Genomic DNA, 13,367 nt, shown 5'->3' with positions numbered 1-13,367 from the left:
GATCGACTTCAGCCGCGAGTACGAGTGACACCCCCGGATCGACTTCAGCCGCGAGTACGAGTGACACCCCCCGGATTGACGTCAACCGCAAGTACGAAATGACATGAGTGAGCGGAGTGTGTGTCTTGAGCGAGCAGCGTCGCTTCCTCGCCGACCTGGTGCACGACCTGACCGTCGAGGTCCTGCGGACCGTGCTCCCAGACGCCCCCGACGCGGTGGATCCCCAGCGCGGCTTCAGGGAACTGGGACTCGACTCGCTGGCCGCCGTCGAGCTGCACGACCGCCTGGCCCAGGCGGTCGGCGCCGAACTGCCGGTCACGATCGCCTTCGACCACCCCACCCCCGAGGCGGTCGTCGAGTACCTGTTCACCGACGTGCTTGGGCTGGCCGATACGGAGACAGCGGAAGCCGATCCGGGCACCGCCGGGGCACGGGCGGACGAGCCGCTCGCCATCATCGGCGTCGGCTGCCGCTATCCGGGCGGGATCACCACTCCCGAAGAGCTGTGGCGGCTGGTCGCCGAGAGCGGGGAGACCCTCACAGGGTTCCCCGTCGACCGGGGCTGGGACCTCGACCGGCTGTTCGACGACGACCCGGACGCGCCCAACGCCACCTATGTCCGGTCGGGTCACTTCCTGCACGACGCCGGTGAGTTCGACGCCGACTTCTTCGGCATCAACCCGCGTGAGGCCGTCGCCATGGACCCCCAGCAGCGGCTGGTGCTCGAAGCCTCCTGGGAGGCGTTCGAGCGGGCGGGCATCGACCCGCGCTCGCTGCGCGGCAGCCAGGCCGGCGTGTTCATCGGCGCCGAGCCGCAGGACTACGGCCCCCGGCTGGACAAGGCGCCGGAAGAGGTCGAGGGCTACCTCGTGACGGGCAACGCCCCGAGCGTGGTGTCCGGCCGGATCGCCTACGCCCTCGGTCTCGAAGGGCCCACGCTCACCGTCGACACCGCCTGCTCCGCCTCCCTGGTCGCCCTGCACCTGGCCTGTCAGGCGCTGCGTAACGGCGAGACCGACCTCGCGCTGGCCGGTGGCGTGACCGTGATGTCCACCCCCGGCACCTACACCGCGTTCAGCCGGCAGCGGGTGCTCGCCGCGGACGGCCGGTGCAAGGCGTTCGCCGCCTCCGCCGATGGCACCGGCTTCTCCGAGGGCGTCGGCATCCTCGCGATCGAGCGGCTGTCGGACGCGCGCCGCCGGGGCCACCCCGTGCTCGCGGTCATCAGGGGCTCGGCGATCAACCAGGACGGCGCGAGCAGCGGCCTGACCGCGCCGAACGGTCCTTCCCAGGAACGCGTGATCCGGCGGGCGCTGGGCAACGCGGGCCTGTCTCCGGCCGACGTCGACGTGGTCGAGGCGCACGGCACCGGCACCAAGCTGGGCGACCCGATCGAGGCGCACGCCCTGATGGCCACGTACGGCCGCGACCGGGGCGAGCGCGGGCCGCTGCGCATCGGCTCCCTCAAGTCGAACATCGGGCACACCCAGGCGGCGGCTGGCGTCGCCGGTGTGATCAAGATGGCCATGGCCATGCGCCACGAGACGCTGCCGCGCACCCTGCACGTGGACGAGCCCTCGCCGTACGTCAACTGGTCCCTCGGCGCGGTCGAACTGCTCACCGAGAGCCGCCCCTGGCCCGCGGGCGGTGCCCCGCGGCGAGCCGGCGTCTCCTCCTTCGGCGTCAGCGGCACCAACGCGCACCTGATCCTGGAGGAGCCGCCCGTAGCAGCCACCCCGGATGGGGACGGCGGTCCGCCCCCGGCCGTCGTCCCCCTGGTGTTGTCGGGCAAAGCGCCCGAGGCGCTGCGCGCGCAGGCCGCCCGGCTGGCGGCCCATCTGGCGGAACACGAGGACCTTCGCCCGGCCGACGTCGCCCACTCGCTGGTGACCTCGCGCTCGACCTGGCAGCACCGCGCGGTGGTCGCCGCCGGTGACCGGACCGACCTGCTCGCCGGGCTGACCGCGCTGTCCGAAGGCGAGCCCGCCGCCGAGGTGACCGAGGGCGAGGCCACCGCCGAGCGCCGCGTCGTCTTCATCTTCCCCGGTCAGGGCTCGCAGTGGGCCGGCATGGCGGTGGACCTCCTGGACACCTCGCCGGTCTTCGCCCGGAGCATGGCGGAGTGCGCGGCGGAGATCGAGACCCACGTCGACTGGCGGCTGCTCGACGTGCTGCGCGGCGAGCCGGGCGCGCCCTCGCTGGACCGGCTCGAGGTCGTCCAGCCGGTGCTGTTCGCGGTGATGGTGTCGGTGGCCGCCCTCTGGAAGTCGCTGGGCGTGCGGCCCGCCGCCGTCGTCGGCCACTCCCAGGGCGAGGTCGCCGCCGCGTACGTGGCCAGCGGGCTGTCCCTGGCCGACGCCGTACGCGTGATCGTGCTGCGCAGCCGCCTGTTCGCCGAGCGCCTGGTGGGCAAGGGCGCGATCGCGGCCATCGCCGCGGCGGCCGGTGAGGTGGAGGAACGGCTGGCCCGCTGGGACGGACGGCTGTCCATCGGCGCGAAGAACGGCCCATCGTCGTGCACCGCGGTGGGCGACGAGCAGGCGCTCGCCGAGCTCGTCGCCGAGTACGAGGCGGCGGGCGTCCGCGCCCGTCTCCTGGCCAGCACCGTCGCCTCCCACTGCGACCAGGTCGACCCGCTGCGCGAGGAGCTGACCCGGCTGCTCGAAACCGTGTCCCCGGCCCCGGGAGAGGTGCCGTTCCACTCCACGGTCACGGGTCAACTCCTGGACACCGGCGAGCTGACCGCCGACTACTGGTTCCACAACGCTCGCCAGCCGATCGAGTTCCAGGCCGTGATCGAGGAGCTGCTCGCCGGAGGACACGACGCGTTCCTCGAAATGAGCGCCCACCCGGTGCTCGTGATGAGCGTGCAGGACACGATCGACGAGGCCGGAGCCGACGCGTTCGCCGGCGGCACCCTGCGCCGTGGGGAAGGCGATCTGCGCCGCGCGCTGACCTCGGTCGCGGAGGCGTACGTGCGTGGCGTGGCCGTCGACTGGGCCGCCCTCCTCCCCGGCGCGAACCTGGTCGAGCTGCCCACGTACGCCTTCCAGCACCGCCACTACTGGCTGGAGACCCGCACCTCGGCCGGTGACGTCGCCTCGGCGGGGCTGACCGACGCCGGCCATCCGCTGCTGGGCGCGGCCGTGACACTCGCCGAATCCGGTGGCGCCCTCCTGACCGGACGGCTCTCGCTCCAGCTGCACCCCTGGCTGGCCGACCACGCCGCCGCGGGCACGCCGCTCCTGCCCGGCACCGCCTTCGTCGAGCTCGCCATCCGGGCGGGCGACCAGGTCGGCTGCGGCCTGCTGGAGGAGCTGACGCTGGAGGCCCCGCTGGTCGTACCCGAGCGCGGCGGGGTGTGGCTGCAGGTGTCCGTCGGAGCGCCCGAGGACGCGGGACGACGCGGCATCACCGTGCACTCACGGGCGGAGGACGCCCCGGCCGACGCGCCGTGGATCCGCCACGCGAGCGGGTACGTCGCCCCCGATGACGCACCCGAGGTCTTCGACCTGGCCCAGTGGCCGCCGGAGGGCGCGACGCCCGCGGACCTCGACGGCCTCTACGACCGGCTCGCCGACGCCGGCTACGGCTACGGCCCGCTGTTCCAAGGGCTGAAGGCGGCGTGGCTGCGCGGTGACGAGGTCTTCGCCGAGGTCAGGCTGCCCGAGCAGGCGACCCGCGACGCCGAGCTGTACGGCCTGCATCCGGCGCTGCTCGACGCGGCGCTGCACGCGGGGTCGCTGCTGGACCCCGCCGACGATCGCCTGAGCCTGCCCTTCGCCTGGACCGGCGTGTCCCTGCGCGCCACGGGTGCGGCGGCCGTGCGGGTCCGGCTGTCGCCCTCGGGTCCCGACACCCTGTCGCTGTGGCTGGCCGACGCCTCGGGCGCGCCCGTCGCCACGGTGGGCTCGCTGGTCTCGCGGTCGGCTTCGGCGCAGCAGCTCTCCGCCGCCTCGGTGGCCCATGGGGATTCGCTGTTCCGCGTTGAGTGGACGGCGGCGCCTGCCGCGCAGCCGACGCCGGCTCTGGCCGGGGGCGCCGCGGTGCTCGGGCCGGACCCGTACGGCCTGCGCCGGGCGGGCGTCGCGAGGGCCGAGTACGCTGACCTGGCGGCGCTGACCTCGTCGGATCCGCTCCCCGACACCGTGTTCGTGAGCTTCCGGTCGGACAGAGTGAGCTTCTCGCCGGATGGCTCCGCACCGTTCGTGGGCGTCGGGTCGGACGGCACCGCACCGTTCGTGGGCGTCGGGTCGGACGGCTCCGAACCGTTTGCGGGCGTCGGACCGGACGGCTCCGCACCGGGAGAAGTGGTGGGTGGCGCGCGGTCGGCCACGCATCGGGCGCTGGGGCTCGTACAGGCATGGCTGGCCGACGAGCGGCTGACCTCGGCGCGGCTCGTCGTGGTGACCCGCGGCGCGGTGGCGGCGGGGCCGGACGCGGAGGTTCGGGACCTGGCGAGCGCGCCGGTCTGGGGCCTGCTGCGGTCCGCGCAGTCGGAGCATCCCGGCCGGTTCGTGCTGCTGGATCTCGACGACTCCGAGGTGCCGGTGCCCGCCGTGCTGGCGGCGCTCGCCGAGCCGCAGCTGGCCGTGCGATCCGGCGAGGTACTGGTGCCCAGGCTGGCCCGCGCGGCCACCAAGGACACGCTGGCCCTGCCCGTGGGCGTCGCGGAATGGCGCCTGGACGCGGCGGTCAAGGGCAGCCTGGACGGCCTGTCCCTGGTTCCCTGCCCGGAAGCGGCCCGCCCGCTGGGGCCGGACGAGGTGCGGGTGTCGGTGCGGGCGGCCGGTCTCAACTTCCGCGACCTGGTCGTCACCCTCGGCATGGTGCCCGAACACGGCGAGCCCATCGGCGGCGAGGTCGCGGGCGTAGTGCTGGAGGTCGGGTCGGCCGTGGCCGATCTGGCGCCCGGTGATCGAGTGCTGGGGCTGCTGGACGGGGCCTTCGGTCCCGTGGGAGTGACGGATCGGCGGTTGCTGGCGCCGATGCCCGCCGGTTGGTCGTTCGCGGAGGCGGCGTCGGTGCCGGTGGCGTTCCTGACCGCCTACTACGGCCTGGCCGATCTGGCCGACCTTAAAGCAGGTGACCGGGTGCTGGTGCACGCGGCCGCCGGTGGGGTCGGAATGGCGGCGGTGCAGCTCGCCCGGTCGTTCGGCGCGGAGGTGTTCGGTACGGCGAGCCCCGGCAAGTGGGCGTCGACGACCCTGGACGACGCGCATGTGGCTTCCTCACGGACACTGGAGTTCGCGCAGAAGTTCGGCCAGATCGACGTGGTGCTCAACTCGCTGGCCGGTGAGTTCACCGACGCCTCCCTGGACATGGTCGCCGAGGGCGGCCGGTTCCTGGAGATCGGCAAGACCGATCTGCGCGAACCCGGCCAGGTCGCCGACACTCACCCCGGCCTGCGTTACCTCCCCTACTCCCTGATGGAGGCCGGTCCCGACCGGCTGGGCGAGCTGCTGGCCGAGGTGATGGCCCTGTTCGAGCGGGGCGCGCTGTCGCTGCCGCCGGTCCGGGTCTGGGACGTGCGGCGGGCCGGCGAGGCGCTGCGGTTCATGTCGCTCGCCCGGCACACCGGCAAGATCGTGCTGTCGATGCCGCCCACGTTCGGCGGCGGCGGGACGGTGCTGGTCACCGGTGGCACGGGCGGCCTGGGCGCGCTGGTGGCGCGCCATCTGGTGACGGTGCACGGCGTACGGGATCTGCTGCTCGTGAGCCGGTCCGGGATCTCGGCCGCCGGAGCGCCGGAACTGCTGGAGGAGCTGTCCGGGGCGGGCGCGCGGGTGCGGGTCGTGGCCTGCGACGTGGCCGATCGGGCGGCCCTGGCCGAGGTGCTGGCCGAGGTACAGGCCCCGCTGCGCGGGGTGGTGCACACCGCCGGGGCGCTGGACGACGGCGTGGTGGCCGCGCTGACGCCGGAGCGCGTGGACGCGGTGCTGCGGCCCAAGGTCGACGGGGCGTGGAACCTGCACGAGCTGACGCGGGATCTCGACGTGTCGGCGTTCGTGCTGTTCTCCTCCGCGGCCGGTGTCCTGGGCGATGCCGGGCAGGGCAACTACGCGGCGGCGAACGTGTTCATGGACGCGCTGGCCGCGCACCGGCGCGCGCACGGCCTCGCCGCAGTATCGCTGGCCTGGGGCTTCTGGGAACAGCGCAGCAACATGAGCGCCCATCTGCAGGACGCCGACATAGCGCGGATGGAGCGGTCGGGCGCCCGTGGCCTGTCCTCCGAGGACGGGCTGGCGCTCTTCGACGCCGCCCTGACGGTGGACGAGGCCCTGCTGGCGCCGATCCGCCTCGACCTCGCCGCGATGCGGCGCGACCCCGCCGGGGTCCAGCCGATGCTGCGCGGCCTGGTGCACGCGCCCGCGCAGCGCAACGTCGCGGCGGGCGCCGTACCCGGCGGTGTCGCCTCCGCGCTGGAGCGGCAGCTGGCCGGGCTGCCCGAGAACGACCGCGACCAGGTGCTGGTCTCCCTGATCCGGGCGCAGGCCGCCACCGTGCTCGGCCACGCCGACGCCGGCTCGGTGGACGCCGGCCGGGCGTTCAAGGAGCTCGGCTTCGACTCGCTGACCGCCATCGAGCTGCGCAACCGGCTCAACGCCGCCACCGGGCTGCGGCTGCCCGCGACGCTGGTCTTCGACTATCCGACGCCCGCCGCGCTCGCCCAGCACATCAAGGGCAGGCTGCTCGGCGCGGCGGCCACCGTCGCGCCGGTCGCCACCCCCGCCGCCCCGCTCGACGACGATCCGATCGTCATCGTCGGGATGGGCTGCCGCTATCCCGGCGGTGTCGACTCGCCGGAGGCGCTGTGGCGCCTGCTCGCCGAAGGCCGGGACGCGATGTCGGAGTTCCCCGCCGACCGCGGCTGGGACCTGGAGCGGCTCTACGACCCCGACACCGAGAGCGCCGGCAGCAGCTATGTGCGGGTCGGCGGCTTCGTGTACGAGGCCGGGGACTTCGACGCGGCCTTCTTCGGGATCTCGCCGCGTGAGGCCCTGGCCACCGATCCGCAGCAGCGGCTGCTGCTCGAAGCCGCCTGGGAGACCCTCGAACGCGCGGGCATCGACCCCGGCGACCTCAGGGGCAGCTCGACGGGCGTGTTCGTCGGCGCCTCCGCCACCGGCTACGGCACCGGGCCCGGGCCCCTGCCCGAGGAGGTGGAGGGATACCTGATCACCGGCAACTCCAGCTCGGTGATGTCCGGCCGCGTCGCCTACGCGCTCGGCCTGGAGGGCCCGGCCGTCACCTTGGACACGGCGTGCTCGTCGTCCCTGGTCGCGCTGCATCTGGCCTGCGAGTCGCTGCGCCGTGGCGAGAGCACGCTCGCGCTCGCCGGTGGGGTGACCGTGCTGTCCACGCCGGAGATCTTCGTGGAGTTCAGCCGGCAGCGGGGTCTGGCGCGGGATGGGCGGTGCAAGGCGTTCGCGGAGGCGGCGGATGGTACGGCGTTCGCCGAGGGTGTGGGTCTGTTGCTGCTGGAGCGGTTGTCCGACGCGCGCCGTCACGGCCATCAGGTGATGGCGGTCGTGCGGGGGAGTGCGGTCAATCAGGACGGCGCCAGCAACGGGCTCACCGCGCCGAACGGGCCGTCCCAGCAGCGGGTGATCCGCCAGGCGGTGGCCAACGCCGGTCTCGGCCTGGCCGACATCGACGCGGTCGAGGCCCACGGCACCGGCACCACGCTCGGGGACCCGATCGAGGCGCAGGCGCTGCTGGCCACGTACGGCAAGGACCGTCCGCAGGATCGGCCGCTGTGGCTGGGCACGGTCAAGTCCAACATCGGGCACACCCAGTGCGCGGCCGGCGTCGCCGGTGTGATCAAGATGGTCCTGGCGATGCGGCACGGCGTACTGCCGAAGACGCTGCACGTCGACGCCCCGTCCTCGCACGTGGACTGGTCGGCGGGCGCGGTGTCGCTGGTGACCGAGGCGACCCCCTGGCAGGACCGCGACGGGCGGCCACGCCGGGCGGGCGTGTCGTCGTTCGGCATCAGCGGGACCAACGCGCACGTGGTGATCGAGGGCGTTCCGGCCGAGGAGCCGGTCCCCGCTGGGGCGCCGGTTGCCGACGTACCGGTGCCGGTGGTGGTCTCCGCGCGTGGCGCGGACGCGGTACGGGCGCAGGCGGAGCGGCTGCGGGACTTCGTGGCGGCTGCCGAGGACATGGTCCCCGCGCAGGTGGGGTACTCGCTGGTCAGAACGCGGTCGCTGCTGAGCCATCGGGCTGTCGTGGTGGCGGCCGATCGGGCGGAGCTGGTCGCGGGTCTGGCGCGGGTCGCCGAAGGGGCCGAGCCGGTCGATGTCGTGAGCGGTCCCGGGGACACTGAGGGCGCCGGGCTGGGATTCATGTTCACCGGCCAGGGAAGCCAGCGGGTAGGGATGGGCCTGGAGCTGACCAGGGCGTTCCCCACCTTCAAGGAGCACCTGGAGGCGGTCGCGGCGGGTTTGGACCGCCATCTGGACGTGCCCCTGACCGAGGTGATGTGGGGCAGGCCGGACCTCCTGGACCAGACGCAGTACGCCCAGACGGGGCTGTTCGCCGTGGAAGTGGCCCTCTATCGGCTCCTGGAGTCGTGGGGGATGGCGCCGGACTACCTGATGGGCCATTCGGTGGGCGAACTCGCGGCGGCGCACGTCGCGGGCGTGCTGTCACTGGAGGACGCGTGCGCGCTCGTGGCGGCGCGGGGCCGGCTGATGCGGGGGCTTCCGCAGGGCGGGGCGATGCTCGCGGTCGCGGCCGGAGAGGCGACGGTCGCCAAGCTGCTGGCCGAGCTCTCCGACGTGGCGGGCCAGGTGGAGATCGCGTCGGTGAACGGACCGGCCTCGATCGTGGTCTCGGGCGACGAGCCCGCGGTAGAGCGGGTGGCGGCGGAGTTCGGCCGGCGCGGGTTGAGGTGCCGGCGGCTGCGGGTCAGCGACGCGTTCCACTCCCACCGCATGGAGCCGATCCTCGGCGCCTTCGGTGAGGTGGCCGCCGGACTGGAGTACCAGGACGCGGCGATCCCGGTGGTGTCGAACCTGACCGGTGAGCCGGTGTCGCGGTTCTCGGCCGAGTACTGGGTGCGGCACGTGCGGGAGCCGGTACGGTTCGCCGACGGCGTCGCCTTCCTGCGCGAGCGGGGCGTACGGACCCTCCTGGAGCTGGGTCCCGACGCGGTGCTGTCGGGGCTGGTGCAGGAAGGCGCCACGGACCGGGAACCCGCGCCGGTCGCGGTGCCGCTGCTGCGGCGAGACCGGGACGAGGCCGGGCAACTGGTCACGGCCATCGGCAGGGCGTACGCGCGCGGGGCGGAGGTGGACTGGGACACCTTCTACGCTGGAGCCGGGCGGGTGGATCTGCCCACCTACGCCTTCCAGCGTCGCCATTACTGGCTGAGGCTCGCCCACCACGGCGGCGATCCCGCCTCGCTCGGGCTCGAAGCCGCGGCTCACCCGCTACTGGGCGCCGCGGTCGAGCTGCCCGACACCGGTGGGTCGCTGTACACCGGCAGGCTCTCGCTCGCCGGTCACCCCTGGCTGGCCGATCACCGGATCCTCGGCACCGTGCTGGTTCCGGGCACGGCCTTCGTCGAGCTCGCCGTCGCGGCCGGTCACCAGGCCGGGTGCGACCTCGTCGAAGAGCTGACCCTGGAGGCACCCCTCGTGCTGGGGGAGCGGGACGCCGTCACGATCGAGGTGATCGTCTCCGGGGCGGACGACTCGGGCCGCCGTACGGTGACCGTCTACTCGCGGGCCACCACGGGCGAACGGCCCTGGACCCGGCACGCGACCGGGACGCTCGCCGTCGCGGACCAACCACCCGCCTTCGACCTGGCCGAATGGCCGCCGCCCGGCGCCACGCCCATCGACGTCGGCGACCTCTACGCGCGGCTGGCCGTCGAAGGCACCGAATACGGGCCCGCCTTCCGAGGGCTGCGCGCGGCCTGGCGGCGCGACGGCGCGGTGTTCGCCGACATTGAGCTGCCCGACGCCGTGGTGGCGGACGCGGGCAGCTTCGGCCTGCATCCCGCGCTGTTCGACGCCGTGCTGCACGCCATCGGGCTGGCGACCGAGGATCCCCGGGACGGCAGGGCGATGGCGCCCGGGGATCCTCGGGTCGAGCTGCCCTTCAGCTGGACCGACGTCAGCCTGTACGCGACCGGCGCCACCGCCGCCCGCGTCCAGGTGTCCGCCGACGGCTCGGGCGCGCCGCTGCTGACCGTTGCGGACGCGACGGGCGCGCCGCTGGCCAGCGTGGGCTCGCTGGCCATGCGGCCCGTCTCCGGCGCCGGGCTCGGCGCCGGCCGGAGCGGGGCGGGCGCCTCGCCGTACCAGGTGAAGTGGACGCGCGTGGCCGTCGGCGGCTCGCGCGACGACTGGGCGGTGCTCGGCGCCGACGACGGCGAACTGCTCACGGGCCTGCGCGCCGCGGGACTCTCCGCGCGCGCCGTCCCGGACCTGGACGCGCTGGCCGCCCTGACCCCGCCGCCGACGGCGGTTCTGGTCCGCGCCGGGTACGAGCCTGCGGGGCTGGTCTCCGCAGGACGCGAGCCGGTGTCAGCGGCCGAGGTCTCCGCAGGACGCGAACTCGCGTCGGCGGGGCTGGGCCCGGCCGGGCATCAGCCCGCGTCGGCGGATCCCTCGGTGGACGCTCGCGAGCTGACCGGACGGACGCTCGGCCTGCTTCAGGGCTGGCTGGCCGACGAGCGCTTCGGCGGCGCCAAGCTGGTGCTGGTGACCGGCGACTCAGTGCGCACCGGGGCCGACGACGACACCCCCGACCTGGCCCACGCCCCCGTCTGGGCTCTGGTACGTGCCGCGCAGGCCGAGAACCCCGGCCGGTTCCTCCTCGTCGACGTGGATGACACGGCGGCCTCCTACCGGGCGCTGCCCACCGCACTGACTGGTCAGGAGCCTGAGCTGGCCCTTCGCGAGGGCGACGCGCTCGCGCCGCGGCTGGCCATGACCGGCGAGGACGGCCTGCTGAAGCTGCCGCCCGGTGCGGAGTCCTGGCATCTGGAGATCACCGAGCCGGGGACGATCGACGCCCTGGCGGCGATTGCCTGCGACGCGGCCCGGCGGCCCTTGGAGGAGTTCGAGGTACGCGTGTCCATGCGGGCCTGCGGCCTGAACTTCCGCGACGTCCTGATGGCCCTCGGCATGTACCCGGGCGAGACGTCCATCGGCGGCGAGGGCGCCGGCGTGGTCGTCGAGGTCGGCTCCGGCGTCACCCGGTTCGCCCCCGGAGACCGGGTGTTCGGGCTGTTCGAGGGTGGTTTCGGGCCCTATACGGTGACCGATCACCGGATGGTGGTGCACATGCCGGACGGCTGGTCCTTCGTGGACGCGGCCGCCGTGCCGGCCGTCTTCGCGACCGCCTACTACGGCCTTGTTGATCTGGCCGACCTTAAAACAGGGGACCGGGTGCTGGTGCACGCGGCCGCCGGTGGGGTCGGTATGGCGGCGGTGCAGCTCGCGCGGTGGCTGGGCGCGGAGGTGTTCGGTACGGCGAGTCCCGCCAAGTGGGCGTCGCTGCCGCTGGACGACGCGCATGTGGCCTCGTCGCGGACGCTGGAGTTCGCGGAGAAGTTCGGCCAGGTCGATGTGGTGCTCAACTCGCTCGCGGGTGAGTTCACCGACGCCTCCCTGGGCATGCTGGCTCCCGGTGGCCGGTTCGTGGAGATGGGCAAGACCGACATCCGGGACGTGGAGACGATCGCGCCCGGCGTCCGCTACGCGCCGTTCGACCTCTCCGACGCCGGGCCGGACCGGACTCAGGAGATCCTGACCGAGCTGGTGAAGCTGTTCGAGGAGGGCACCTTCGCACCCCTGCCGACCCGCGTCTGGGACGTGCGACGCGCGCCCGAGGCGTTCCGGTACATGGCGCAGGCCCGGCACACCGGCAAGATCGTGCTGACCGTGCCCACGCCCATCGGCGGCGCCGGCACCGTGCTCGTCACCGGCGGCACGGGCGGGCTCGGCGCGCTGGTGGCCCGGCATCTGGTGGCCGAGCACGGCGTGCGCGACCTGCTGCTGGTCGGCCGCAGGGGGCTCGACGCCCCGGGCGCCGACCGGCTGCGCGCGGAGCTCATCGAGCAGGGGGCCCGCGTCGAGGTCGCGGCGTGCGACGTCGCCGACCGCGACGCGCTCGCGGAGCTGCTCGCGGGCCGTTCGCTGACCGCGGTCGTGCACACGGCGGGCGTCGTGGCCGACGGAGTCATCGGCTCGCTCACGCCCGAGCAGGTGGACACGGTCTGGCGGCCCAAAGCCAACGCCGCCTGGCATCTTCACCAACTCACGAAAAATCTGGACCTGTCGGCGTTCGTGCTCTTCTCCTCCTCGGCCGGCACGCTCGACGCCGCCGGGCAGGGCAACTACGCGGCGGCCAACGCCTTCCTCGACGCGCTGGCCGCGCACCGCAGGGCGGCCGGTCTGCCGGGGCTCTCGCTGGCCTGGGGCATGTGGGCGCCGGAGGTGGGCGGCATGACCGCCCAGCTCGGCGAGGCCGACCTGCGCCGGCTGCGTCACTCGGGCCTGCTGCCGCTGTCGGCCGAGGCGGGGCTGGCGCTGTTCGACGAGTCGCTCGCGCTCGACGAGGCCGCGCTGGTTCCGATCCGGCTGGATCTCGCGGCCGTGCGGTCGCGCGAGGAAGGGCCGCCGCCGATGCTCCGTGGCCTGGTCACCGCCCCTGTCGGGCGGGCGCCCGTCACGGCCTCGGTCACGGCCCCCGCCGCCGCGCCCGTCTCGTTGACGGACCGGCTGACCCCGCTGTCCAGGGCGGCGCGTGACCGCATGCTGCTCAGCCTGGTACGCACCCACGTCGCCGCCGTGCTCGGCCACGACACCGAGGACCCGGTCGATCCGGTGCGGGGGTTCAAGGAGCTGGGGTTCGACTCGCTGACCGCGGTCGAGCTGCGCAACCGGCTGAGCGCGGCGGCGGACGTACGCCTGCCCGCCACGCTCGTCTTCGACTACCCGACGCCGGAAGCCGTGGCCGCCTTCATCAAGACCGAACTGCTCGGCGACGACGACCCGGCCGCCGAACCGCTGGAGGCCGAGCTGGCCGAGCTCGAACAGGCGTTGGACCGGCTCGTACCGGATCCCGACGGGCACGCGCGGATCACCGCCCGGCTCAAGGCGCTCACGGCGAAGTGGGCCGAGGCGCACGGCCGGACGGAGGACCCGGCGGAGCCGACGCTCGAATCGGCCAGCGCCGAAGAACTTTTCAATATTCTCGACAAAGAATTCTGATGCCATGTCATGGCCGCCGACAAAGAGTCCGATTTTCCGTCCCGAGTACCGTTCATGCCACCGAACCATCCCTGAAGAGGAGGGCACGGATGGCCCTTCAGGCCGATGCGCGGAATATGAATCGGTGATTAG

Annotated in this window: 1 protein-coding gene; it reads left to right on the top strand. The window is 73.8% G+C overall.

Annotated elements, in window-relative coordinates; translation table 11 throughout:
• Nucleotides 1-125 precede the first annotated feature (125 nt).
• Nucleotides 126-13,235, top strand: coding sequence for an SDR family NAD(P)-dependent oxidoreductase (locus ACIBO2_RS42315; protein ID WP_397303991.1), 13,110 nt, complete (start codon nt 126-128; stop codon nt 13,233-13,235).
• Nucleotides 13,236-13,367 lie beyond the last annotated feature (132 nt).

The organism is Nonomuraea sp. NPDC050022 (genome assembly GCF_044460705.1).
In the GTDB taxonomy this organism is placed as follows: domain Bacteria; phylum Actinomycetota; class Actinomycetes; order Streptosporangiales; family Streptosporangiaceae; genus Nonomuraea.
The sequence above is the reverse complement of the archived record's forward strand: the minus strand, read 5'-3'. Positions and strand labels throughout refer to the sequence as shown.